This is a genomic window from Roseovarius sp. THAF9, from assembly GCF_009363715.1.
Classification (GTDB): domain Bacteria; phylum Pseudomonadota; class Alphaproteobacteria; order Rhodobacterales; family Rhodobacteraceae; genus Roseovarius.
The window spans coordinates 2373008-2397427 of the sequence record NZ_CP045404.1 but is presented as its reverse complement, the minus strand read 5'-3'; the positions used below and the strand labels follow the sequence as shown (position 1 = coordinate 2397427).

Annotated in this window: 19 protein-coding genes; 14 read left to right on the top strand and 5 right to left on the bottom strand. The window is 65.3% G+C overall.

The features are described 5' to 3' along the window. Positions 1-58: 58 nt before the first annotated feature. The 7 genes from FIU86_RS11905 to rarD all read left to right on the top strand — a co-directional run bounded on the left by FIU86_RS11905 (position 59) and on the right by rarD (position 7719). Positions 59-1303, top strand: a complete 1245-nt coding sequence (locus FIU86_RS11905; RefSeq protein ID WP_152477116.1) for a sarcosine oxidase subunit beta family protein — start codon at positions 59-61, stop codon at positions 1301-1303. 165 nt (positions 1304-1468) lie between these two features. Continuing rightward, on the top strand, positions 1469-1702 hold the full coding sequence (locus FIU86_RS11900) for a hypothetical protein (RefSeq protein WP_152475281.1): 234 nt from the start codon (positions 1469-1471) through the stop codon (positions 1700-1702). Between the two features lie 129 nt (positions 1703-1831). After that, positions 1832-2161: a sarcosine oxidase subunit delta gene (locus tag FIU86_RS11895; RefSeq protein ID WP_152475280.1), complete on the top strand. Its 330-nt coding sequence runs from the start codon at positions 1832-1834 to the stop codon at positions 2159-2161. Beyond that, entirely contained in the window at positions 2158-5184 is a 3027-nt protein-coding gene (locus FIU86_RS11890) for a sarcosine oxidase subunit alpha family protein (protein ID WP_152475279.1), read from the top strand. The genes FIU86_RS11895 and FIU86_RS11890 overlap by 4 nt, the downstream gene beginning before the upstream one ends. Further along, positions 5177-5746: a sarcosine oxidase subunit gamma gene (locus FIU86_RS11885; RefSeq protein ID WP_152475278.1), complete on the top strand. Its 570-nt coding sequence runs from the start codon at positions 5177-5179 to the stop codon at positions 5744-5746. Before FIU86_RS11890 ends, FIU86_RS11885 begins: the two co-directional genes overlap by 8 nt. Before the next feature lie 398 nt (positions 5747-6144). Beyond that, entirely contained in the window at positions 6145-6744 is a 600-nt protein-coding gene (locus FIU86_RS11880; RefSeq protein WP_152475277.1) for a superoxide dismutase, read from the top strand. A 78-nt stretch (positions 6745-6822) separates the two neighbouring features. Then, the gene (rarD, locus tag FIU86_RS11875) at positions 6823-7719 is read left to right on the top strand and encodes an EamA family transporter RarD (RefSeq protein ID WP_152475276.1); all 897 of its coding nucleotides are present in this window, start codon (positions 6823-6825) and stop codon (positions 7717-7719) included. Here rarD and FIU86_RS11870 read toward each other — a convergent pair. Beyond that, on the bottom strand, positions 7680-8231 hold the full coding sequence (locus FIU86_RS11870; protein WP_152475275.1) for a TIGR00730 family Rossman fold protein: 552 nt from the start codon (positions 8229-8231) through the stop codon (positions 7680-7682). The genes rarD and FIU86_RS11870 overlap by 40 nt on opposite strands. A 99-nt stretch (positions 8232-8330) precedes the next feature. Between FIU86_RS11870 and FIU86_RS22810 the strand changes: the two genes are divergently transcribed. Further along, positions 8331-10049, top strand: a complete 1719-nt coding sequence (locus FIU86_RS22810; protein ID WP_254703817.1) for a LysM peptidoglycan-binding domain-containing protein — start codon at positions 8331-8333, stop codon at positions 10047-10049. Between the two features lie 112 nt (positions 10050-10161). Here the strand turns inward: FIU86_RS22810 and FIU86_RS11860 are convergent, their stop codons facing one another. Then, a complete protein-coding gene (locus tag FIU86_RS11860; RefSeq protein ID WP_152475274.1) occupies positions 10162-10287 on the bottom strand; it encodes an entericidin A/B family lipoprotein in 126 nt (41 codons plus the stop codon). Between the two features lie 168 nt (positions 10288-10455). Between FIU86_RS11860 and FIU86_RS11855 the strand changes: the two genes are divergently transcribed. The 3 genes from FIU86_RS11855 (at position 10456) to FIU86_RS11845 (ending at position 14483) form a co-directional block, all read left to right on the top strand. Then, positions 10456-12273, top strand: a complete 1818-nt coding sequence (locus tag FIU86_RS11855) for an ABC transporter ATP-binding protein/permease (RefSeq protein WP_152475273.1) — start codon at positions 10456-10458, stop codon at positions 12271-12273. A gap of 124 nt (positions 12274-12397) precedes the next feature. Next, positions 12398-13930, top strand: coding sequence for an EF-hand domain-containing protein (locus FIU86_RS11850; protein WP_172977492.1), 1533 nt, complete (start codon positions 12398-12400; stop codon positions 13928-13930). Positions 13931-14267: 337 nt separating this feature from the next. Further along, positions 14268-14483 carry a hypothetical protein gene (locus tag FIU86_RS11845; protein ID WP_152475271.1) on the top strand — a complete coding sequence of 72 codons (216 nt, stop codon included), beginning with the start codon at positions 14268-14270 and terminating at the stop codon, positions 14481-14483. 58 nt (positions 14484-14541) lie between these two features. Here FIU86_RS11845 and FIU86_RS11840 read toward each other — a convergent pair whose 3' ends face one another. Further along, the gene (locus tag FIU86_RS11840) at positions 14542-18516 is read right to left on the bottom strand and encodes an efflux RND transporter permease subunit (RefSeq protein ID WP_152475270.1); all 3975 of its coding nucleotides are present in this window, start codon (positions 18514-18516) and stop codon (positions 14542-14544) included. Next, entirely contained in the window at positions 18513-19850 is a 1338-nt protein-coding gene (locus tag FIU86_RS11835; RefSeq protein WP_152475269.1) for an efflux RND transporter periplasmic adaptor subunit, read from the bottom strand. Before FIU86_RS11835 ends, FIU86_RS11840 begins: the two co-directional genes overlap by 4 nt. A gap of 247 nt (positions 19851-20097) precedes the next feature. Between FIU86_RS11835 and FIU86_RS11830 the strand changes: the two genes are divergently transcribed. The 3 genes from FIU86_RS11830 to der all read left to right on the top strand — a co-directional run bounded on the left by FIU86_RS11830 (position 20098) and on the right by der (position 23709). Further along, on the top strand, positions 20098-20775 hold the full coding sequence (locus FIU86_RS11830; RefSeq protein ID WP_152475268.1) for a hypothetical protein: 678 nt from the start codon (positions 20098-20100) through the stop codon (positions 20773-20775). A gap of 54 nt (positions 20776-20829) precedes the next feature. Next, the gene (locus tag FIU86_RS11825; RefSeq protein ID WP_152475267.1) at positions 20830-22161 is read left to right on the top strand and encodes a PQQ-binding-like beta-propeller repeat protein; all 1332 of its coding nucleotides are present in this window, start codon (positions 20830-20832) and stop codon (positions 22159-22161) included. Between the two features lie 84 nt (positions 22162-22245). Then, a complete protein-coding gene (gene der, locus FIU86_RS11820) occupies positions 22246-23709 on the top strand; it encodes a ribosome biogenesis GTPase Der (protein ID WP_152475266.1) in 1464 nt (487 codons plus the stop codon). Here the strand turns inward: der and FIU86_RS11815 are convergent. Then, positions 23702-24415, bottom strand: a complete 714-nt coding sequence (locus FIU86_RS11815; RefSeq protein WP_152475265.1) for a hypothetical protein — start codon at positions 24413-24415, stop codon at positions 23702-23704. The two genes, der and FIU86_RS11815, sit on opposite strands and share 8 nt — an antisense overlap. Positions 24416-24420: the final 5 nt, after the last annotated feature.

Below are 24420 nucleotides of genomic sequence, written 5' to 3'. Positions count from 1 at the left end.
GCGCGGGGGCGAATCCCCTGGGCCGGACCCTATCCATGCCATGAGCGAGACCCGCCTGATGAAACGTTATTCCGCCTTTGCCGTCGCGAAAGAAGCGCTGAAATATCACATGGGATGGGAGCGGGCCTGGGCCTCGCCGGAACCCAAGAAGAAATACGACGCGATCATCATCGGCGCGGGCGGGCATGGGTTGGCGACGGCCTATTACCTGGGCAAGAACCACGGCATCAAGAACGTGGCGATCCTTGAAAAGGGCTGGCTGGGCGGCGGCAACACCGGGCGGAACACGACGATCATCCGGTCGAACTATCTGCAGGATGCGTCGGCCGCGATGTACGAGAAATCGCGCAGCCTCTATGAGACGCTGAGCCAGGATCTGAACTATAACATCATGTTCAGTCCGCGCGGCGTGATCATGCTGGCGCAGACCCAGCACGAGGTGCGGGGCTATGAGCGGACGGCGCATGCCAACGCGCTGCAGGGCGTGAAGACCGAGTTCATCAGCCCCAGCCGCGTGAAAGAGCTGTGCCCGATCATCAACCTGGAGGGCCCGCGCTACCCGGTGCTGGGCGGGCTGTGGCAGGCGCGCGGCGGCACGGCGCGGCACGACGCGGTGGCGTGGGGTTATGCGCGGGCGTGTTCGGCCATGGGTATGGATGTGATCCAGAAATGCGAAGTGACCGGCATCCGCACCGAGGGCGGCAAGGTCACGGGGGTGAGCACCAACAAGGGTGACATCGCCTGTGACAAGCTGGGCATCGTGGTGGCGGGGCATTCGGGGCATCTGGCCGACATGGCCGGGTTCCGCCTGCCGATCGAGAGCGTGGCGTTGCAGGCGCTGGTGAGCGAGCCGATCAAGCCATGCATGGACGTGGTGGTGATGGCCAACACGGTGCATGGCTACATGAGCCAGTCGGACAAGGGCGAGATGGTGATCGGCGGCGGCGCTGATGGGTACAACAACTATACCCAGCGGGGCAGCTTCCATCATATCGAGGAAACCGTGCGGGCGCTGATCGAGACCTTCCCGATGATTTCGCGGCTGAAGATGCTGCGGCAATGGGGCGGGATCGTGGACATGACCGGGGACCGCTCGCCCATCCTGTCGAAGACGCCGGTGGATAACGTGTTCATCAACTGCGGCTGGGGCACGGGCGGGTTCAAGGCCATTCCCGGCTCGGGCTGGGGCTTTGCCGAGCTGATGGCGAAGGGGTATTCGCCGCTGACCGACGAGTTCGGTCTGGACCGATTCTACGAAGGCCGCTTTATCGACGAGAGCGTTGCCGCGGGTGTGGCGCACTAAGATGCGCAACGGTGCGGCACATATGTCAGGCCAAGCGGAAACCGGCCCACGCGTTCGCGCAGAAGTTGCGGGAACCGGCCCAAACCCTGCGCGGGGTTTTGCCGGTCCTTCCGCGCGGGGCCGGACGGGCGCAAGGTCGAACTCCCACCATGAGGAGTTCGAGAGATGTCTGATTACGAACGATGGCAGCAGCGGCGCGGTTACGGGATGCCCGTTCACGACGCGGGCAGCGCGGGTCTCTTCTGGGTACTCGTCGTCGTCGTTGCACTGGGGGCCCTGGTCTTTGCCGGCTCGCTCGGCAATGGCACCGCGCCGGACCTGTCCGACGTGCCGCAAGGTTTCGTCGTGCCGGATGACCCGGCCGACGGCGTGGCAAGCACGGCTGCTGTCGCAGAATAACACGCTTCGCTTCGGCGGGGGTGATCGCAATTCAATGGGCGGGTGCCAATCGGCGCCCGCCTTTGTCGTGCGCAAGGCACGCGCAGTTAAAGTCGTGCGTGAGGCACGCAACATGGAAAGGTGGATGGCATGCTGATCCTGGAATGTCCCTATTGCGGGGTGAAGGGCGAGGAAACCGAGTTCGCGGGGGGCGGCGAAGCGCATCTGAAGCGGTTCGGGCCGGACTCGAGCGATGACGATTTTCACGCCTACCTCTTCAAGCGTGAGAACCCCAAGGGCGTGCACCTTGAGCGCTGGCGCCACACCAACGGCTGCGGCAAGTGGTTCCACGCCGCACGCAACACGGTGACGCTGGAGGTTTACGGGACCTACCCGGCGCAGACCACCGAGCCGCCGAAGGACATCAAGGACAAGATCTCGGCGAAGGTGCCGGGCTGGAGCTGGAGAGAGTTTTCATGAGCACGCGTCTGGCAACCGGCGGGCGTCTTGTTAACAAGGCGCACGCGATGGAATTCACCTTCAACGGCAAGCGGTTGAAGGGCTTTGAGGGCGACACGCTGGCGTCGGCGCTGCTGGCCAATGACCAGATGCTGGTGGGCCGGTCGTTCAAGTATCACCGTCCGCGCGGCATCGTGGCGTCGGGCGGCGAAGAGCCCAACGGCCTGGTCAACATGGGCCGGGGCGAGACGTTCGAGCCGAACCAACGGGTCACGACGACCGAGCTTTTCGACGGGCTGGAAGCGACGAGCCAGAACCACTGGCCGAGCCTTGAATTCGACGTGGGCGCGGTGAGCGCCAAGCTTTCGCGGTTCCTGCCGGCAGGGTTCTACTACAAGATGTTCATCCATCCGCGCCCCCTGTGGAAGCACGTCTACGAGCCGTTCATCCGTCAGTCGGCTGGTCTGGGCAAGGCGCCCAAGGACAAGGATGGCGACAAGTACGAGCATCTTTACGCGTTCTATGACGTGGTGGTGATCGGCGGCGGTGTCGCGGGGCTGATGGCGGCACGCGCGGCGGGGGCTGCGGGTGCCAAGGTGTTGCTGATGGAGCAGACCGCCGCCTGGGGCGGACGGACGCCTGTGGATGGTCCGCTTTACGATGCGACCGTCAATGACGGGCCTGTGGATAAGTTCGTGGATGAACTTGTCGCCGAGCTGAGCGATATGCCCAATGTCGAGATGCGGCTGCGCATGATGGGCGCGGGCGTTTACGACCACGGCTATCTGCTGGGATACGAGCGGGTGAACGATCACAAGCCCGGCGCGCAAGGGCCGCGGCACCGGTTGTGGCGCATTCGCGCGGGCCAGATCGTGACCGCGACAGGCGCGATCGAACGTCCGCTGAGCTTTGCCGGGAACGATATTCCGGGCGTGATGCTGGCCTCGGCCGTGCGCGATTACGTCGTGAATTATGGGGTTTCCGTCGGCGACCGTACGGTTGTCGTGACCAACAACGACGACGCCTACCTGACCGCGCTAGCGCTGAAGGCCGCCGGTCTTGACGTGCCCGCGATCATCGACGCGCGGGCGGCGGGCGCGGGTGTGCTGGCCGAGAAAGCCAAGGCGGCTGGCATCCGTGTCGAGACCGGCAAGGGCATCGCGAAGATCAAGGGCGGCAAGCGCGTGACCGGTGTGGGTATCTGTGCACAAGCCGGCGAAGGCTCGGTCTTGGAAGAGATCGCGTGCGACGCGGTTGCCATGTCCGGCGGCTGGTCGCCGGTGGTGCATTTGTGGTCGCATTGCGGGGGTAAGCTGATCTGGGACGAACAGCAGGCGATGTTCCGGCCCGACCCCGAGAAGGCCCCCACGGGGGCGGCGGGCGAGGCCTTTGTATCGACCGCCGGCACTGCCAATGGTGAGTTGGAGTTGGGCGCGGTTCTGGCAGATGCCGAGGAAGCCGGTCGCGCGGCGGCCAAGGCCGTGGGCAAGACGCCGAAGAAAGCCGAGAAGCCCGCCGCGGCGGAGCTGAAGGCCAACCTGATTCAGCCGATCTGGATGATGCCGCAGGGTGCGAACATCAAGCTGCGGATGAAGTCGTGGCTGGATTACCAGAACGACGTGAAGGTGAGCGATGTGCAGCTGGCGGCGCGCGAGGGCTATGAAAGCGTCGAGCACGCCAAGCGCTATACCACGTTGGGCATGGCGACGGACCAAGGTAAGCTGAGCAATATCAACGGTCTGGCTATCCTGTCGGACGCGCTGAACCAGCCGATTCCGCAGACCGGGACGACCACGTTCCGCCCGCCCTACACGCCGATTTCCATGGCGTCGATCGCGGGCGAGGCGCGCGGCGAGATCTTCCAGCCGCTGCGCAAGACGCCGATGCATGACTGGCACGAGGCGAACGGCGCCTATTGGGAGCCGGTGGGCCATTGGCGCCGTCCCTATACCTTCCGCCAGAACCCGGGTGAGGAAATCAGTGCCGCGGTGAAGCGGGAGATCAACCAGACGCGCGGGAGCCTTGGACTGCTGGATGCATCGACACTGGGCAAGCTCATCGTGAAGGGGCCGGATGCGGGGAAGTTCCTCGACATACTCTATACAAACATGATGAGCACGCTGAAGCCGGGGCGCTGCCGCTATGGACTGATGTGCAGCGAGAACGGGTTTTTGATGGATGACGGCGTGGTGGCGCGGCTGGATGAGGACACGTTCCTGTGCCACACCACCACGGGCGGTGCCGACAGCATCCATGCACATATGGAAGAGTGGTTGCAGACCGAGTGGTGGGACTGGAAAGTCTATGTCGCCAACGTGACCGAGCAGTATGCGCAGATCGGTGTGGTCGGGCCCAAGTCCCGTAAGGCGTTGGAAAAGCTGACGGACGCGGATCTGAGCGCCGAGGCGCTGCCGTTCATGGCGTGGCAGGACATCGACTTTGGCGATGTGAAGGCACGGGTCTTCCGGATCTCGTTCTCGGGCGAGCTCAGCTACGAGATTGCCGTGCCGGCCAGCCAGGGCCGGGCGTTCTGGGACCAGTTGCTGGAGGCCGGGAAAGAGTTCGGCGTGATGCCATATGGCACGGAGGCGCTGCACGTGATGCGGGCCGAGAAGGGGTTCATCATGATCGGGGACGAGACGGATGGCACGGTCATTCCGCAGGACCTTGGCATGCAGTGGGCGATCTCGAAAAAGAAGGACGACTATATCGGCAAGCGCGCGCAACAGCGCAGCCATATGGCCGACCCCGAGCGGTGGCAGCTGGTGGGCTTGCAGACGGTGGACGGATCGGTCCTGCCCGATGGGGCCTATTGCGTGGCCGAGGGCGACAATGCCAACGGGCAGCGTAACGTGCAGGGGCGGGTGACCTCGACCTATTATTCGCCGACGCTGGACCGCGGCATCGCCATGGGGCTGGTGAAACACGGGACCGAGCGGATGGACGAGGTGATCGAATTCGCCAAGGTGGACGGCACCACGGTGCCCACCCGGATCGTCAGCGCGATCTTTTACGACCCTGAAGGGGAGAAGCAGAATGTCTAATGCTGTCAGTGCTTTGCAAGGCGCAGTTTATCAAGGCTACGTCGAGGTTCGCGAGATGGGCCTGGTGGGGATGATCACGCTGCGCGGGGATCTGTCCTCGGCCAAGATGAAGAAAGCCGTGAAGGACGCCTGCGGCGTGGACCTGCCCGGACAGCGCGAGATCGCGGTCGCCGGGGACAAAGGCGCGGCGTGGATGTCGCCGGACGAATTGCTGCTGATGGTGCCCTATGAGGGCGTCGGGGATGCGCTGGCGGCGGTGGAAAAGGCGTTGTCAGGTGAGCACTTCCTTGCCGTGAACGTGTCGGACGCGCGGGCGGTGTTCCAGCTGAAAGGCGCGGCGGCGCGCGAGATCATCGCCAAGCTGTGCCCGGTGGACATGGCACCCGGCTCGTTCGAGCCGGAGATGATCCGGCGGACGCGCATGGCGCAGATCGCGGCGGCATTCTGGATGGTCGATGCCGAGACGATCCGGGTGGTCTGTTTCCGCTCGGTGGCGGAATATGCGTTCAACCTGTTGAAGGATGCGGCGGAACCGGGCTGCGAGACCGGGCTTTTCGCGTAGGGGTTCGCGTACCGGGCGACGGTTCGCGTAGCTGTCATCCAGCCAAGGTGGGTTGTCATCCACCCTACAAGGTCCCGGGTCAGGCCCGGGACCGATGCTTTGTTCGCGCGGAATCAAGGGCCTTCAGGCCCGCCGCGCGATCGCCAGACCGCCTGGACGGGCTGGCGATCAGGCGAAGCTGGCACCTCGAGTTGATGTTTTGCGGCAGTTAGTTGGATAAAGTGCACTCAAGCACCGTTGGGTCGCCATCCCGCGGTCTGGCGATCGCGCGCCTTGGCTTGCTTCTGCACCGGCGCACAGGACCGTGCGTAGCAGGAACAAAACAACAGCCTTGACGTTGATCCCTTAACGCTACCATGTAGTCGCGAAATATCACCTCAAAGAAAAGGGGGCCCGAAATGGCTTTTGAACTTCCCGATCTTCCCTACGCACACGACGCGCTGGCCAGCAAAGGCATGTCGAAGGAGACGCTGGAATACCACCACGACATCCACCACAACGCCTATGTCAACAACGGCAACAAGGCGATCGAGGGGACCGAGTGGGACGGCAAGTCCATGGAAGAAATCATCAAGGGCACCTATGATCCCAACGCCGTGGCACAGTCGGGCATCTTCAACAACATCAGCCAGCTGTGGAACCACAACCAGTTCTGGGAAATGATGACCCCGAATGACAGCAAGATGCCGGGTGAGCTGGAAAAGGCGATCAACGACAGTTTCGGCTCGGTCGACAAGTTCAAGGACGAGTTCAAGGCCGCCGGTGGCGGGCAGTTCGGCTCGGGCTGGGCATGGCTGGTCAAGGACACCGATGGCAGCCTGAAGGTCACCAAGACCGAGAACGGCGTGAACCCGGTCTGCTTCAACCAGACGGCGCTGCTGGGCTGTGACGTGTGGGAGCATTCCTATTACATCGACTTCCGCAACAAGCGTCCGGATTACCTGGCGAACTTCCTGGACAACCTGGTGAACTGGGAAAACGTCGCAAGCCGCATGTGATTGCTGGCGACGGATTAAGAAATCTGATTTCAGCCCCCGGCCGTTTGGCCGGGGGTTTTCTCGTCGGAGCCACCCTACATGACCGAAACCGCCAAGGGCGTCGCCGCCATCATCCTGGCCTGCATGATCTGGGGGCTTTCGGGCTTGTTCTACAAGCTGCTGGCCGGGTTGCCGGTGCTGGACGTACTGGCGCATCGCACGATCTGGGGCGCGGTGTTCTTCCTGCTGATCCTGGGAGTGCAGGGCCGGGTGGCGGTGCCGTTCCGTGCCTTGGGTGCGGGGCGCACGTTGCGGGTTCTGGCGGCGGCGTCGCTCTTGATCGGGTTCAACTGGATGCTGTTCGTCTGGGCCATCAAGTCGGATCAGGCGCTGGAGGCGTCACTGGGCTATTACATCTTCCCGCTGGTCGTGGTGCTGTTCGGGCTTTTGTTCTTCGGCGAACGGCTGGGTCGGGGCGAGACGCTGGCGGTGCTGCTGGCGGCGCTGGCGGTGATCGTGCTGACCGTGGGCCTTGGCGTGGCGCCGTGGATCTCGTTGGGCATCGCGCTGAGCTTCGGGGCCTATGGCGCGGTGAAAAAGCGGTTGGACATGGGGCCGGTCGTGTCGGTCACGGCAGAGTCGCTGTTGCTGGTGGTGCCTGCGCTGGCATGGCTGACGTGGTCGGCGGCGCAGGGCGGCGCGGTGATGGGCGGGTCCTGGCAGCTGGCTTTGACGCTGATGCTGGCGGGGCCGATGACGGCGACGCCTCTGATCCTGTTCAGCTATGGCGCGCGGCGCATCGACCTTGCGAGCGTGGGCGTGCTGTCCTACCTCAATCCCAGCCTGCAATTCGCCGTGGCGGTCGTGATTTTCGCAGAGCCCTTCACGGGCTGGCACATGATCGCCTTTGCCATGATCTGGGCCGCGCTGGCGCTTTACAGCGTGGCGCGCTGGCGTTACCGGCCCGTGGCACCAAGGCCCTCCATCAGATCCTGAACCGTGTCGACGACTGTTGTGTAGTCGCGCAGGGAGGCGTTGGCGAAACCCTCGGTGATGACATGGTCGATCAGCTGGATGAGCTTTGTCCAGTAGCCTTCGGTATTCAATAGGAAAACATGCTTTTCATGCAGGCCGATCTGGCGCCAGGTGAGCACCTCGAAATACTCGTCCAATGACCCTGCGCCGCCCGGCAGGACCACCACCGCGTCGCAGTTCATGAACATGACTTTCTTGCGCTCGTGCATGGTCTCGGTGACGATGTAGCGAGTGAGGTCGGTCTTGCCGACTTCCCATTTCACCAGGTGGTCGGGGATGACGCCGAAGGTTTCGCCCCCCGCCGCCTGGGCCGCGCGCGCCACGGCGCCCATCAGGCCCACGTCGCCCGCGCCGTAGACCAGCCGCATGTCGTGGTCCGCAAGCGCGGTGCCGAGGTCCGTGGCGGCGGCCTCGTAGGCCGGGCTGCGTCCCTTGCGTGAGCCACAAAAGACACAGACGGAACGCTTGGACATGAAATCACCAAAGGCTGACGGGGCTTGTTTTGACCGTTCTAGCCCGTGTTGCTAAACTCTCGCAACCGCAGAGCTGTCGCGCGGTTGGGGGAAATGTAGATGAGCAAGCTGTCTGGCATGGCAGGGGGGCAAGGGGTCTGGATCGCCGGGGCGGTCGGAGCGGCGGTCGTCGTGGGGGGGCTTATCGCCGCCGGGGTGTTTGGCCCGGAGGAGGATGCGACGCAGCCCGCGGGCCTGAGCGCACCGGAGACGCAGCCCGACGCGCAGAGCGGCGAAACCACTGTGACCGAGGCCGAGATCGAGGCAGCGGACGCCGAGACGTCTGACGAGGCCCAAAGCGAAGGGTCTGCCGACACGACCGAGACGCAGCCCACGCCCGACATGCCGGGGCCGCCGACGGTCAACACCTTCCGGCTGGACCCGGATGGCCGGATGCTGGTGGCCGGGCGGGCCGAGCCGGGCTGGGAGACCGCGATCCGGCTGGACCGCGACGTGCTGCGCAGTTTCGTGCCGGAGGGCAATGGCGAGTTCGTGGAATTCGTGACGGTCGATCCGAGTGAGGAGCCGCGCGTTTTGTCGCTGAGCATGCGGTCGCCCGAGACCGGCGAAGACGTTGAAAGCGAAGGGCAAATCATCATCGCGCCGCTGCGGGCGGCAAGGCAGCCGGACGCGGCGGACGCGGATACGCCCGAGGCCACGCCGGGCGACGCGGTCGCGGCGCTGGAAGCGCCGAAGCCGGATGGTGCGGAAGACGCGAGCCTTGACGAAGAGGTGCGGGCCACCGACCCGGTCGATACGGCGACGACGCAGGTCACGGAGCCGGATGAGACCGTGCAGCCGGCAGCGACAGTGTCGGAAACCGTGGCGGAGGAGACGGCGCCCGAACTCGAGACGGCGATGCTGTCGGATCCGGCGGCACCCGCGGGTGACGGTGAGATGCCGCAGGCGGCGCCGCAGAGCGAGGGCGGGGATAGCACCGATGAGGTGAAGTCCAAGACGGCCGCGGAGAGTGCGGCTGAGGCAGGGAACGCGTCCGCCACCGGGACCCAAGCCGACGAAAAGGCAACGACGGGCCAGACCGGAGCGGAGCTGGCGGAGGCCACCGGGACGGAAGGCGATGACACTGCAATCACCGCGACGGCGGGCGAGGCCGGGACCGGGCGGGACGAAACCGGGCAGGGCGACGACACCGCCGCCGGCGTGCAGACCGCCGACAGCCCTGTTGGCGCGGGTACCGACGCCACCGACAGTCGCGATCCCGCCCCGGGGGCGGCGGTGCTGATGTCCGACGCGGACGGCGTGCGGGTGATCCAGCCCGCGCCGGGAGACGCCAGCCCAGAGGTGATGTCTATCGTGGCGCTGGACGCGATCAGCTATTCGGATAGCGGCAAGGTGGAATTGTCGGGCCGGGGCGCCAGCGACGGGTTCGTGCGCGTCTATCTGGACAACACGCCGGTCACGACCTCGCGGATCGCGGCGGATGGCAGCTGGGGCACGGATCTGCCGGAGGTGGACACCGGCGTCTATACCCTGCGGATCGACGAGGTGGATGCGGAGGGCAATGTCACCAGCCGGGTCGAGACGCCCTTCAAGCGCGAGGACGAGGCTTTGCTTGCCGACGCCACGCAGGCGGGCAAGCTGGTGCAGGCGGTGACGGTGCAGCCGGGCTATACGTTATGGGGGATCTCGCGGCGCAATTACGGTGAGGGGATCGAGTATGTGCGGATCTTCGAGGCCAATCGCGACCGGATCCGCGACCCCGACCTCATTTACCCCGGCCAGGTGTTCTCCATTCCCGACCAAGAGGCGGCGGAATAGCCCGGGCAAAGAAAAACCCCGACGCGGGATGCGCCGGGGCCTTGTAGCTTTCCTTTGCAACCGCCGTGATCAAGGTTGGATCGGGGGATCACGACGCCGCTTGAAAGAGGGCTCAATCGTTTTCTTCGGCCTCTTCCTCGATATCATCTCCGAGGTTGGACAGGTCGCGCCCGAACCCTTCGGTCGTCTCGCATGCGGCGAGGGCGAATAGGGCGGTGAGTGCTGCGATGAAACGCATGGTCTTTCTCCTGTTATTCAGGCGCGTTGCCTGCTCTTGTGAGGTCAACACACGCGGGGCGGGTTTGGTTCCGGCGCGAATGCAGCATCTGCGACATAACTGTGCGGTGGCGCGTCTGGCCTTGGGGGCGGGCTTGGCCTATGTGAGCGGAGAAGCGAAGGAGGCCGGATGCGGCGCAGACCCACGACAGCGACGGAAATGCCGGATAACGGCCTGCAGGTGATCCGGCGCGTCGTGCCGTACCTGTGGCCGGCGGGGCAGACCTGGGCCAAGCGCAAGGTCGTGCTGGCGCTGATTGCGCTGGTGCTGGCCAAGGTCGTGGCGGTGGGCACGCCGTTTTTCTACAAGGCGGCTGTGGATTCGCTGGCCGGAGAGGGCCAGGAGGCGGCCTGGATGCTGGGCGCAGGCGCAATCGGGCTGACCGTGGCTTATGGCATGGCGCGGCTGATGAACGTGGGCTTCCAACAGCTGCGCGATGCGATCTTTGCGCCGGTGGCGCAGCGGGGTCTGCGGCGGCTGGCGCTTGAGACCTTCCAGCATATCCACCAGATGTCCATGCGCTTTCACATGACGCGCAAAACCGGGGGGCTGAGCCGGATCATCGAGCGGGGCGTGAAAAGCGTCGAATTCCTGCTGAGGTTCCTGCTGTTCTCGATCGGGCCGCTGATTCTGGAACTTCTGATGATCGGCGTAGTGCTGTGGACACTGTTCGATTTTTCGTACCTCGTCGTGGTGGTGGGGGTGATCGCGGCCTACACGGTATTCACGTTCAAAGTGACGGAATGGCGGGTGAAGCTGCGCCGGCGGATGAACGAACAGGACACCGACGCCAACCAGAAGGCGATCGACAGCCTGCTGAATTTCGAGACGGTGAAGTATTTCGGCGCCGAGGGGCGCGAGGCGGCACGGTATGACCGGGCGATGGAAGGCTACGAGAGCGCGGCGTTGAAGACGTCCTACTCACTGGCCTTTCTGAATGTCGGGCAAAGCTTCCTGATCACGGGCGGGCTGGTGGCGGTGATGGTGATGGCCGCGCTGGGCGTTCAGAGCGGCGACTTGACGGTGGGCGATTTCGTGATGGTCAACGCCTACATGATCCAGATCACCATGCCGCTGAACTTTCTGGGGACGGTGTATCGCGAAATCCGGCAAAGCCTGGTCGATATGGCAGAAATGTTCGATTTGTTGGAGCAAACGCCGGATGTGACCGACGACCCGGGCGCGAAAAGTCTGAAAGTCGAAGGTGGCTCGGTGCGGTTTCGGGACGTGTCCTTCGGCTATGACCCCGAGCGGCCGATCCTGCACGGCATTTCGCTGACGGTGGCGGCCGGTGAGACCGTGGCGCTGGTCGGTCCGTCCGGGTCGGGCAAGTCCACCATCGGGCGACTGCTGTTCCGGTTCTACGACGTCAGTGGCGGGGCGCTGGAGATCGATGGGCAGGACGTGCGCGACGTGACACAGGAAAGCCTGCATGCGGCCATCGGCGTGGTGCCGCAGGACACGGTGCTGTTCAACGACACGATTGGCTATAACATCGGCTATGGGCGTGACGCGGCCACGCAGGACGAGATCGAGGCGGCGGCGAAGGCGGCGCAGATTCACGAGTTCATCGAGAGCTTGCCCAAGGGCTACGAGACGCAGGTGGGCGAGCGCGGGCTGAAGCTGTCGGGCGGCGAGAAGCAACGAGTGGGCATCGCGCGTACGCTGTTGAAGGACCCGCCGATCCTGCTGCTGGACGAGGCGACGAGCGCGCTGGACACCGAGACCGAGCGTGAGATCCAGGATGCGCTGCGCCGGGCGGGCGAGGGGCGCACGGTGATCACCATCGCGCATCGTTTGTCGACGGTGGCCGATGCAGACCGGATCGTGGTGCTGGAGGATGGCCGGATCGTCGAGGAAGGCACCCATGCCGATTTGTTGGCGCGGGAAGGGCGCTATGCCGGCTTGTGGGCGCGGCAGGCCAGCGAACGGGAGCGGGCGGCCTGAGGCACGTCGCTGGGCTGGCCAAACCCGGGACAGGGTGGTCGGTGGCCATAGGGTGGTCGGTGGCCATACTCATGCCAAAGTTGTGCCGGAGAATCTGGCGGATGCCAAACCTGTGGGGTGCCTCATGCGTTTTCCTGTCTTTTTGACCCTTGCCGCGTCGCTGGTCGCGACGCCTGTCCTTGCGCAGGATGGGGTCGATCCGATCGACGTGATCGGCGAGCTGTCGCGTCGCACGGTGCGGCAGCTGGCGCACGACCCAAGGGAATTTGCCGAACACGCCATTCGACAGGTATTCCAGGTTGCCGCCGATGGACGGTTGACAGCGGCGGCGCTGGGCACGACCGAGGGGCTGAACCGCGCCCGCGCGCGGGCGCGAATCCTGGGCGATTTTCTTGAGCTGGACCTGGATGGCGACCTGCAGATCGATGCGGCGGAGATCGCGCGGATCGAGGCGCACGGCAACGCGACTGCACGGCAGACGGTGGTGAGCGCCCGCGTCACGCTGGACGCCGACGGGGATGGAACGTTGAGCACCGCGGAGATCGTCTCGGCGGTGTCCGAGAAGATGGAGTCTTATCGCCCGCATGATACGGCGCTGCGCGACATCCTGTTGTTCGACATGGATGGTGACGGCTCTGTGACCCCCGATGAGATCGGCGTGGCGGTAAGGCTGTTGGCGCAGAGCCCGGCGCTGGCCCGGGCGGCGCGGTTGCCGCAGGCCGGGGCCGGAAAAGCAATGGGGGCATGCAACATGCCGACGCCGTCCGAGGCGGCGGAGGTGGTGTTCGTCTCTGGATACGCGGGCGACGCCGTCTCGAACATCGCGCTTTCGGGATTTGACCGTGTCACCACCTCGGCGGAGTTGGAGATCGAGGCAGGCGAGGGGCCGGTCTACGTGGTCGCCACCGCCTGGACCCCGGTGATCTGGGAGGTCACGGGGGCTGTGGACCGGGTGGAGGCCTTCGTGGGCAATGTCCATCAAAGCCGTGCGGGTGTCGTGGGCCTGAACAAGCAGCGCGTGCATCTGGTGACGACGAAGGGGTGCCTGCCGGACTACCTCAAGGCTGCGGACAACGCGGCGCAATTGGGGGCGCAGAAACTGCTGGAAAGGCGGCTGGGCCGGGACGTGGAGAGGGTCGTTTCGTTCTATGACATGGGCCGGGTGGCGGTGCCGTCGGGCGATCATCATCTTTCGCCGATCCCGGACCCGCCCGAGGATGGGATCTATGCACAGTCCGGCATCTATTACCGCATGACCGAGACGGGCCCGGAAGAGATCAGGGGCGGGCCGGATGATCCGACGACAGCGCTTCGGGCAAGGGTGCGTGGCGAGCTGAACCGGCTTTATCCGGGCGGTGTCGTGGCATTCGCGGAAGGTGATGTCGTGACGCTTGGGCAAGCGCGCAGCTATGACGTGCTGCCGCATGGCGCGGGTATCCTGCAACTGATCGAGGCAGGCGCGTTGCGGGGCACGAAGGATCGGCGCATTCTGATCGCCGAGCCCATCGCGCGGTTCCCGGCCGGAATGAGCGGCTCGTTTCGCACAACGTTCCTGTTGGGCGAGGGGGTTCCGTTGCCGGCGGGAAACCCGCAACAGTCGGAGGTTTGGGATGCGGTGACGGGGCGGTGTATTCTTGGGGCGCTTTGCCCGCAATGACGGCAGCTCGTCGTTCGTCCCCAGCTTTTTCCCGGTGATTTCTGGTTAAAGGCGAAGATCTGCCTTTTTCATAACTATGCCCTTCACGCACCCCGCGTAGAGGGTATGTCCGGTCCGTGGTCGCAGAACATTGGGACGTGCGTGCGCTTCCGCAGAAAATTACCATTTTTATCAAAGTCTTCACGTTGTCTTGTTGATGCGTTGCGGCACGCGGCTAATTTGCTCTTCAAGCGGTTGGGGGACTGCGTTAAGGCGAGGCTTCTTGGCCCCGTTTACAAGTTTCTTCTGGTTTTGGTGCGAACGGCCGACGCTGACGACGCGCAAATCAAGAGGCGACATGTACCGCGGGACGATCCTGTATTTTTCAGATGATGGACGTATTGCGCATATCTGGTGCGCAAAGGCCGGAAACCCCCTGTTCCGGGCGCGGGAGGCCGATTTTCCCGAGCTTTGGCCGACCTTGCTGGTTGGAACGAATGTGGTCTTTGACGGCAAGACCGGGAACGGACAATGGGTCGTGTCGCTGAACCTGGCACCGGACGGCGAGGTGTGAGCGCCACGCACCAAGGCCACAAACCGCGTGGTTTTTTTTTTGGTCACTCTAGGCGGGCTTACTCGGCGGCGCGGAGGGATTTGTTCTTGGGCGGGGTGTCGTCGTCTTCCGAGCCGTCCTGCGACGCCTTGCGGGTGGCCAGCACGCCTTTGACCTCGTCGAGGGCCAGTTCGGGCTGGGCCGTGTCGTCCTCGTAGGCGTCGTCGGGGATGGTTTCGGTCCAGATGATCTCGGGCGCGCGGACGCGGCCGGCCTGGCGCGACAGGGCCCAGTCGCGGGCAGCGCGGCTGGTGCGGCCGAAGGACAGCTTGGCCAGAAGCTGCGCCGCCCAGAGGACATAGGTCGTGGCCCAGATGCGCAGCGCCAGCATGGAGGGCGTGAAGACGAGCGTGAGCACGGTGGCGATGCCGAGACCGAAGACGACCGCGGTGGCCAGCTGTTTCCACCACAGCGCGGTGGGGCTGTTGAACGTGTAGCCGCCGCCGAAGAAATCGAGGCTGAGGCCGAACATCATGGGCGCAAGGCCTGCCATGGTGGTAATCGTAGTCAGCAGGACGGGGCGGATGCGCGCCTCGGCGGTGCGGGTGATCGCCTCGATCCGGGGCATGTAGCGGGAATATTCCTGGTAGGTGTCGATCAGCACGATATTGTTGTTCACGACGATTCCGGCCAGCGCGACGATGCCGGTGCCGGTCATGATGATGGAGAACGGCTGGTTCATCACCAGCATGCCGATCAGGACGCCGGTGGTGGACAGGATCACCGCCAGCAGCACAAGAACGGCGTTGTAGACCGAGTTGAATTGCGCCAGCAGGATGATGAACATCAGCCCCAGAGCACCCATGAAGGCCTGTTGCAGGAAGGCGCCGGATTCCTCCTGGTCCTCGGCGTCGCCGGTCCATTCGTAGGAGATGCTGCGGGGCACCTCGGTCGACTCGAGCCATTCGGTGAGGGTCTCGATGCGCTCGTTGGCGGTGAGGGGGACTTGCGTTTGCTCGCCGTTTTCGCCGGTCTTGGTCACGGTCAGGCCGTCCACGACGCCCGCTTTCACGTCGAAATAGCGGGTCTGGTCGACGCGGTCGATCTGGGCCAGCTTGGGCACCGGCTGGCGGGTGATGAAGTTCGACAGCGGCACGAGGCCGTCATTGGTGCGGACCTTGAGCGTGTCGAGGGTGGAGAGTACGCGGTCCTCGGCGGGCAGGCGGACGCGGATGTCGATTTCCTCGTCCGAGGAGGGCACGCGCATGGTGTCGAGCAGGATGCCGCGCGTCACCAGCTGGACCATCGCGCCCACGGTGGCCACGTCCGCGCCGAAGCGGCCGGCCTTTTCCACGTCGACGTCGATCTGCCAGTCGATGCCGGGCAGGGGGAGCGTGTCCTCGATGAGTTCCAGGCCGCGGGTTTCCTCGAACTTTTCGCGGGCGCGGGCGGTGAAGGCCTGAAGTTCCTCCCAGTTGTCGCCCTTGAGGCGCAAGTGCACGGGCTTGGCCGAGGCGGGGCCCTGTTCGAGCGACAGGATCTCGACCTTGATGCCGGGGATCTGTTGCAGATCGGCGGTCAGCTGGTCGATGGTGCGTTCGCCATCGGCGGTGGGGTCGTTCACCCGGCGCTGCACGTCGTAGTCGAGGAAGGGGATGGTGAACCACGTCTCATAGGTGGTCGGGCGGTCCTCCCACTTGACCAGTTCGAACTGGACCTGCCCGATCGTGTCGAGCGGGGGCTGCGCACCGCCGGTATTGTTGTTGAGCCCGCCATCGCCGGCAAAGGAGAAGGCCGACAGGACGTTGGGATGCTCCAGCACGACCTGTTCGGCCTCGCGGACCAGCGCGTCCTTCTGGTCAATCGACAGGTTGCCGCGGGCGCGGACGTAGACAACGGCATTCTCGGGTTCGGATTCCACGAAGAATTCGGTGCCGTTGTTGTTGTTGACGTAATACATCAGCACCGAGCCGACGAAGACGAAGATGGCGCAGAAGGCCACCAGCGGCATGATCGGGTTGGCGGCGATGGAGTTGATGATCCAGCCGAAGGGCGAGCGGCGGTAGCCCGCGTCGATCCGCTGGGCGCGGTGGAGGCGGGTGTATTGCCGGATCGCGATGGCGGCGAAGACGATGAGCGCGAGGACGATGGCGGCGGCCCAGTCCAGCCCCATGCCCCATGCGACGCCGATGGCCGCAGCCGCGAAGATCAGGCCGCGTGCGACGGGGAAGGGCAGCTTGCGGGCCTGCCAGGTGTCGAGGCTTTCCCACAGGAGCGACAGGCGGCGGAAGAGCGCCAGCACGCAGAGCAGCGCGGTCAGCGCGCCGGCGAGCGCCACGCCGCCCGCGATGACCATGCCCAGACCCAGCCCGAAGGCGGTGAGCAGCGACGGGATGACCGAGCCGAGGATATCGCCGCCGTCCATGCCGGCGAATTGCGCGCCGGCCTGTTGGGCCAGCGGGCCGATGGCTTGACCGGCCAGCATCAGCCCGCCAACGGCGAGGACGGCGAGCGCGATATGGAGGTACCAGCGGGTGGTGGCGATGGATTCGATTCGCTGGGTGAACCAGCGCTCGATGCGGCCCGTGACGCCTCCCATGACGGGCAGGTAGACCAGCGCGACCAGCAGCGAGGCCGACAGCACGAAGATGAGTGTGACGGGCAGCATCATCATGAATTGCCCCGGCACGCCGGGCCAGAAGAGCATCGGCAGGAAGGCGCAGAGCGTGGTGGCGGTGGAGCTGACCACCGGCCAGAACATGCGCTTGGCGGCAGCCACGTAGGCGTGCATCGGGCCTTCGCCCTCGGCGATCTGCTTATCGGCGTATTCGACCACCACGATGGCGCCGTCCACCAGCATCCCCACGGCGAGGATCAGGCCGAACATGACGATGTTCGAGACCGGCACGCCCATCACGGCCAGAAGGGCGAAGCACAGCAGGAACGAGGTGGGGATGGCAAAGCCCACCAGAAGGGCGGGGCGGATGCCAAGCGCGGCCAGCGTGACGATCATCACCAGCGCGATGGCGGTCAGCACAGAGCCTTCGAGTTGCGAGACCATCGAGGCGATGATGCGTGACTGGTCGTTCGAGGTGTCGACCTGCACCGCGACCTGAAGTTCGGACGGCCAGTTGTTCTCGGCTTCGGCCACGACCTCGCGGACCAGCGCGGTGGTGTCGATGATGTTGAATCCCTTGCGCTTGACCACCTGCAGGGCGATCGCCGTCTCGCCGTTGTAGCGGGCGGTGCCGATGCGGTCCTCGAAGGTGAGGTTGATGCGCGCCAGATCGCCCAGCGTGACGACACGGTCGCCATTGGTCTTGACCGGCAGGTCGTAGATGTCGCCGGTATCGTCGAAGGAGGAGGGGATCTTGACCGAGAAGGCGCCCTGGGCGCTGTCGACCTCGCCCGCCGCGATCAATTGGTTATTGTTCTGGACGACGGTCAGCAGCTCGTTCGCGGTGACGTTGTAGGCCTCGAGCCGCAGCGGGTCGATCACGACCTCGACCATCTCGTCGCGGTTGCCGGCGATGCCGGCCTCGAGCACCGGTTCCAGCCCTTCGAGCCGGTCCTGAAGGTCCTTGGCGATGCGGGCCAGCGTGCGTTCGGGCACGGGGCCGGAAAGCGACACGATGATGATGGGGAATTCGGAGAAGTTGATCTCGTTGATCGTGTACTGCTCGGCGCCTTCGGGGAAGTCGGCCTCGGCGGCGTTCATGGCGTCGCGGACGTCGGCCATGATCTGGGTCTTGTCCCAGCCGAATTCGAATTCCAGCGCCACGCCGGCATAGTTTTCCGCTGCAGTGCCGGTCATTTCCTTCAGGCCATCGAGGTCCGAAAGCTCGGTTTCCATGACCTTGACCAGCAGTTTTTCGGAGTCCTCGGCCGAGATGCCGGGGAAGTTGACCGACACGAAGAGCGCCGGGATCTCGATATCCGGCTCGCCTTCCTTGGGCAGGGAGATGTAGGCGGTGGTGCCGGCGACGATCGACAGGATGATGAAGGCGATCACCATCCGGGCGCGTTGCGAGGCCCAGTCGACGATGCCCGTCATTGGATCGTCTCCCGGTAGGTGGGTTTGACAGGCACGCCGTCGGCCACGAATTCCTGGCCGATGATGATGACGTTCGCGGTGTCGTCGAGGCCGGTGACGAAGACGCCGGTGGGACTGTCGCGCAGCAGGGTCACGGGGACGAATTGAGCCGTCTTGTCGGGGGTCACGATGCGGACCCCGAGCGCGCCGTCATCGTCGAGCGTGAGGGCGGATTGTGGCAGCAGATGCGCCTGCAGCCCTTCGGAGTCGATCTCGATCTCCGCGGTCTGGCCGTCGCGCAGGGAGAGATCCTCGTTCGGGACGCGGATGTCGACGCGGAAGGTGCGGGTGGTGGGATCGGCGGCGCGGGAGATGAAAGTGACCTCGCCTTCGACCGTGCCGCCCGAGGCCAGCCGGGCGGTGGCGGGCGCGCCGAGGCTGACCTTGGCGATTTCGGTTTCGGGGATGTAGCCCACCAGCATGATCGGATCGAGCTGGATCACGGTGGCGCAGAGCGAGCCGGCCTGAAGGAAGCTGCCAAGCTCGGCGGTGTCGCTCTCCAAGAGGCCCGAGAAGGGCGCCTTGATGGTCAGCCGGTCGATCTCCTTGCGGGCCGACGCCACGGCGGCTTCGGCGCTTTGCACGCCGGAGCGCGCGGCCTCGATGCCCGCGGCGGCGGTTTCCTCGCCCGATTGGGCGGCCTTGAGCGCGGCCTCGGCGCTGGTGATCTGGGCCTTGGCGCCTTCGACGGCGGCGCGGGTTTGCGCGACGCGGGTTTGCGAGGCGAAGCCGTCGGTGGAAAGCTTGTCGGCGGCGTTGGCGTTGATCTCGGCCTCGTTCAGCACGGCGCGGGCCTCGACCAGGCGGGCGCGGCTTTCCTGTATGCGGGCCTCGGCCTCTGGCACGGCGGCCTCGGCCTCGGGGATGCGGGACTTGGCCTCGGCCAGGCGGGCCAGCGCCTCGGCCAGGTTGGCCTCGCGCGTGCCGGGATCAAGCTGGCAGAGGGTTTCGCCCTGTTCGACGAAGGCGCCCTTGCGAATGGGGTCCGAGACGATCTGGCCGGCGGTTTCGGCGCGCAGCTCGACCTGGCGGTCGGCCTCGGTCTGGCCCCTGACAGTAACAGCGCTGTCGATGGTGCGGGCGGTGGATTTCAGGGCGACGACGCCCACGGTGCCGTCGCGTTCTTCCTCGGTTTCGGCCAGTGGGTCGGCCTCTTCGGTCTCTTGCGCGACCGCCGGAGCCAGCTCGGAGTCCTCGACCGGGGCGAGCAATGCAGAAATGCGGTCACGCTCCATCACGAGCGCATAGATTGCCGCGCTGACGAGGATGGCTGCAAGGATGGGGAACAGTCGCATGGAATAGCTTTCTGGAGTCGTCTAATTTAGTTTACAGGGACGTGACCCGCGAGGCCATGCGTCTTTGTGGCGTTATACGCTGAACTATCCAGTTCAGATTAGTTCTTCTGCTCGGAATGTTCAAGCCGCCGTGATGCGTCGGGTACCACTTGGTCGAAGGATGTGACGGGGATGTATCTGCGCGCCCCTTGGCAGGGCCGGGACGACGCGGTAAGAGGGACGCGTTTTCAAGGAAGGGCAGTGCGCAGTGAGCCAGTCTGACAGTTTCATCGACGAGGTGACCGAGGAGGTCCGCCGCGACCGTCTGTACCGCAATTTCAAGCGCTATGGCTGGATCGGCATCCTGGCGGTGCTGCTGCTGGTGGGGGGCGCGGCCTATAACGAGTGGCGCAAGGCGCAGGAGCGCGCCGAGGCGCAGGCGCTGGGCGATGCGATCATCGCCGCGCTGGGCGAAGAAGAGCGTGCGGCCCGCACTGCGGCGCTTGACGCGATCCAGACGGAGACCGGCGGCGCGCGGGCGATTGTCGGCCTGTTGGCGGCCGGTGAGGGCGGTGCGGAAATGGCCCCCGAGACGGCCGAACAGCTGTTGAGCCTGGCCGATTCTGCCGAGGTCCCGCTGGTTTACCGCCAGATCGCGACCCTAAAGGCGGTGGCGCTACCGGAGTCCGGCCTGAGCGCCGAGGACAAGCGCAGCCGGCTGGAGGGGATGGCCGCGAGCAGCGGAATCGTGCGCCTGCTGGCCGAGGAGCAGCTGGCGCTGGTCGATCTGGAAACGGGCGACCGGGATGCCGCGCTGGAGCGGTTGCGCGGCATTTACGAAAGCGCGGAAGCCACAGCGGGCTTGCGTCGGCGCGCCGAGCAGTTGATTGTTGCGCTTGACGGTGACAAAGAAGAAGAGCCGGACGGCGCGGCCGACGGCAATTAAGTTTTGTGGCAGCCCTGAGGGGCGACGCCTGAAGACAGTACGGGGGCGACAGCGGTGAAGACGTTAGCGGGAGTGATTGGCCTGAGTGCGCTGTGCCTTGTTGCGGCCTGTACCAAGAAGGAAAACATCCTGACCGGCGAACGGCAGGAGATCAGCGAGATCCTGCAGACCGAGCCGGGCGCACCGGATCTGGCACCGCAGACGGTGTCGGGCAGTGTGCCGCCGCTTGCTCTGCCGGCGGCGCGCAGCAACGCCAGCTGGACCCAAAGCATCGCCAACGCGCGGACGCGGGTCGCGCATCCGGCGCTGCGCGGCACGCCGCAACTGGCCTGGACCGCCAATATCGGGCAGGGCGACGGGCGCAAGTCGCGCATCACCGCCGACCCGGTGGTGGGGGGCGGCCGTGTCTTTACGCTGGATTCCCGCGCCCAGGTAACGGCGGTCAGTACGGCGGGACAGGTGATCTGGACCCGCGACCTGGTGCCCGAGAACGACGGCGCGATCGACGGCAGTGGCGGTGGTCTGGCCTATGACAACGGACAGCTGTTCGTGTCGTCAGGCTTCGGCCTGCTGACAGCGCTGGACGCGGCCACGGGCCAGGTGCAGTGGCAGCAAAACCTGCGCGCCACCGGATCTGGCAGCCCCACCGTCGCAGGGGATCTGGTCTATGTGGTGGCGGGCGACGAGTTGGCCTGGGCGCTGGACCGCAGCGACGGGCGCATCGCGTGGCAACTGGAGGCGCGGCCCGACATCCAGAACGTGCTGGGTGCGCCGTCGCCCGGGATTTCGGACAAGTACGTGGTCTTCGGCTTTGGCTCGGGCGAGGTGCAGGGCGCGTTCCTGAAAGGCGGTTTGCGGCGCTGGACCACCCAGATCGCAGGCAAGCGGCAGGGCTATTCCAGCGGCCAGATCGCGGACACGACCGGCGAGCCGGTGATCGATGGCAACACGATTTTCGCCGGCAACCATACCGGGCGGACCGTGGCGCTGAACCTTGGCAATGGCGAGCGTCTGTGGACCGCCGCCGATGGGCCGCTGACCCGCGTGTGGCCGGCGGGTGATTCCATCTTCATGGTGTCGGACCGCAACGAGCTGTTGCGGCTGGCCAAGTCCGACGGGCGCCGCCTGTGGGACGTGAAGCTGCCGTTCTTCACCAAGTCGAAGCCGAAGAAACAGGCGCGGATCTTTGCCCACCATGGACCGATCATCGCCGGGGGCCGCCTGATCATAGCGTCGAGCGACGGGTTGATGCGGTTCTATGACCCCACGAATGGCGCGGCGCTGGGACAGGTGCAGATGCCGGGCGGGGCGACGACCAACCCGGTGGTGGCCGGTGGCACGCTTTATGTCGTGTCGTCCAAGGGCCAGTTGATGGCTTTCCGTTAAGACGGACATGGTGTAACAGGGCGCTTTCCCGGGGGTCCTGATGCGCAGGGTCCGCGCGGTTCATCCGATCCGGAGCCTGAAAAGATGAGTTTCACACTGGCCATCGTCGGCCGCCCCAATGTGGGCAAATCCACGCTGTTCAACCGGCTTGTGGGCAAGCGACTGGCGCTGGTCGACGACCAGCCCGGTGTGACGCGCGACCTGCGGGAAGGGGATGCGCGGCTGGCCGACCTGCGGTTCACGGTGATCGACACCGCCGGGCTGGAGGATGCCACGGACGACAGCCTTGAAGGTCGGATGCGCAAGCTGACCGAGCGGGCGGTGGACATGGCCGATGTGTGCCTCTTTCTGATCGACGCGCGGGCTGGGGTGACGGCGCTGGACGAGATGTTCGCCGAGATCCTGCGCAAGCGGGCGGATCACGTCTTTGTCGCCGCCAACAAGTCCGAGGGCAGTGCTGCCGATGCCGGGGTGTTGGAGGCCTATTCGCTGGGGCTCGGCGAGCCCATCCGGCTGTCGGCCGAACATGGTGAGGGGATGCATGACCTTTACACGGCGCTGTTGCCGCTGGCCGACGGCTATGCCGAGCGGGCCGAGGCGGAGGCGCCCGAGGTGGACGTGGCCGTGGACGAGGATGGCGAGGCCGACCCCGAGGGCGTGCGCAAGCCCACCAAGGCGCGACCCTTGCAAGTGGCGGTGGTGGGGCGCCCGAACGCGGGCAAGTCCACGCTGATCAACAAGATCCTGGGCGAGGACCGGCTGTTGACCGGGCCCGAGGCGGGGATCACGCGGGATGCCATTTCGGTCAAGATGGACTGGGACGGGCTGCCCGTGCGGATTTTCGACACGGCGGGAATGCGCAAGAAGGCCAAGGTGCAGGAAAAACTGGAAAAACTGTCGGTGAGCGACGGGCTGCGCGCGGTGAAGTTCGCCGAGGTCGTGGTGGTGCTGCTGGATGCGGCGATTCCGTTCGAGCAGCAGGACCTGCGCATCGCGGACCTGGCCGAGCGCGAGGGGCGTGCGGTGGTGGTCGCGGTGAACAAGTGGGACATCGAGGACGACAAGCAGGGCAAGCTGCGCGACCTGCGCGAGGCGTTCGAGCGGCTGTTGCCGCAGTTGCGCGGCGCGCCTCTGGTGACGGTTTCGGCCAAGACTGGCAAGGGGCTGGACCGGCTGCACGCCGCGGTCGAAAAGGCCTATGACGTCTGGAACCGGCGGGTCAGCACGGCGCGGCTCAATCGCTGGCTGACAGGGGTGCTGGAGGCGCATCCGCCCCCCGCGCCGGGCGGGCGACGGATCAAGCTGCGCTACATGACACAGGCCAAGACGCGGCCGCCGGGTTTCGTGGTGATGTGCAGCCATCCCGACAAGATGCCGGCGAGTTATTCACGCTATCTTGTCAACGGGTTGCGGGACGGTTTTGACATGCCCGGCACGCCCATCCGCCTGACATTGCGATCGCAATCGGACAAGAACCCGTACAAGGCCAAGAAGAAGGCCGGGCCGTCGAAGCTGCGCAAGCACATCAAGGGGCGCGGCTCTAGCTGAGGCGGTCGGGCCGGTCGCGGAGGGCGAGGATCGCGAGGGCCACGACCCCCGCGCCGCAAAGGGCCAGCACCGGCCAGTTGACGGGATCGGCATTGGCGAAGGCGATGCCCACCAGTGCCCAGACGACCGCGGCGGCGTATTCCGGTGTGTTGGGCCGCAAGGTGAGCACTGCCGCGGACAAAATGAGTGCCAGCAAGATCATGGCGATGGCCGCGATCTGTTCCGAGACATATCCGTAGCCCGCCAGCAGCAGGCCGAGCGCCACGCAGGAGGCTGCCGTCAGCCATCCGGTATAAAGCGCGATGGGCGTGCGCAGCCAGATCCGGTCGCGTTGCCCCATGCGCAGGAAAGCCAGAGCGGCGCTGGCCCACATGATCCAGATGAGGACGGTCGCCCAGGCGGGATTGAGATTGGCCACCGGTATCCACGCGGCCCCGATGACGAGGCTGGTGATATAAGGCCAGCGCATCGCGTCCCAAGCGGGATCGTCGTAGCGGTTGAGCAATCCGAACAGCGCCCCGGCCAGAAGCCAGATATAGATCAGCCCCCAGATCGAGAAGGCATAGCCCGCCGGCTGCACCGGGGGATTGTCCTGCGGGATCGGGAATTGCCCGGCGCTGAACCCGTTGAAGCCGCTGCTGTAGATCGGGGACAGCGCGAAGAGGATGGCGGCGACGAGCGCGAAGACGGCCTTGACCTTGTGCATGGGGG

Bases quoted from the DNA above. Each gene is read 5' to 3' on its own strand.
- FIU86_RS11835 (WP_152475269.1), bottom strand. From the start codon at position 19,850: ATGCGACTGTTCCCCATCCTTGCAGCCATCCTCGTCAGCGCGGCAATC.
- FIU86_RS11885 (WP_152475278.1), top strand. From the start codon at position 5,177: ATGTCTAATGCTGTCAGTGCTTTGCAAGGCGCAGTTTATCAAGGCTAC.
- FIU86_RS22810 (WP_254703817.1), top strand. From the start codon at position 8,331: ATGAGCAAGCTGTCTGGCATGGCAGGGGGGCAAGGGGTCTGGATCGCC.
- FIU86_RS11855 (WP_152475273.1), top strand. From the start codon at position 10,456: ATGCGGCGCAGACCCACGACAGCGACGGAAATGCCGGATAACGGCCTG.
- FIU86_RS11895 (WP_152475280.1), top strand. From the start codon at position 1,832: ATGCTGATCCTGGAATGTCCCTATTGCGGGGTGAAGGGCGAGGAAACC.
- FIU86_RS11870 (WP_152475275.1), bottom strand. From the start codon at position 8,231: ATGTCCAAGCGTTCCGTCTGTGTCTTTTGTGGCTCACGCAAGGGACGC.
- der (WP_152475266.1), top strand. From the start codon at position 22,246: ATGAGTTTCACACTGGCCATCGTCGGCCGCCCCAATGTGGGCAAATCC.
- FIU86_RS11900 (WP_152475281.1), top strand. From the start codon at position 1,469: ATGTCTGATTACGAACGATGGCAGCAGCGGCGCGGTTACGGGATGCCC.
- FIU86_RS11850 (WP_172977492.1), top strand. From the start codon at position 12,398: ATGCGTTTTCCTGTCTTTTTGACCCTTGCCGCGTCGCTGGTCGCGACG.
- FIU86_RS11860 (WP_152475274.1), bottom strand. From the start codon at position 10,287: ATGCGTTTCATCGCAGCACTCACCGCCCTATTCGCCCTCGCCGCATGC.
- FIU86_RS11880 (WP_152475277.1), top strand. From the start codon at position 6,145: ATGGCTTTTGAACTTCCCGATCTTCCCTACGCACACGACGCGCTGGCC.
- FIU86_RS11905 (WP_152477116.1), top strand. From the start codon at position 59: ATGAAACGTTATTCCGCCTTTGCCGTCGCGAAAGAAGCGCTGAAATAT.
- rarD (WP_152475276.1), top strand. From the start codon at position 6,823: ATGACCGAAACCGCCAAGGGCGTCGCCGCCATCATCCTGGCCTGCATG.
- FIU86_RS11840 (WP_152475270.1), bottom strand. From the start codon at position 18,516: ATGACGGGCATCGTCGACTGGGCCTCGCAACGCGCCCGGATGGTGATC.
- FIU86_RS11845 (WP_152475271.1), top strand. From the start codon at position 14,268: ATGTACCGCGGGACGATCCTGTATTTTTCAGATGATGGACGTATTGCG.
- FIU86_RS11815 (WP_152475265.1), bottom strand. From the start codon at position 24,415: ATGCACAAGGTCAAGGCCGTCTTCGCGCTCGTCGCCGCCATCCTCTTC.
- FIU86_RS11890 (WP_152475279.1), top strand. From the start codon at position 2,158: ATGAGCACGCGTCTGGCAACCGGCGGGCGTCTTGTTAACAAGGCGCAC.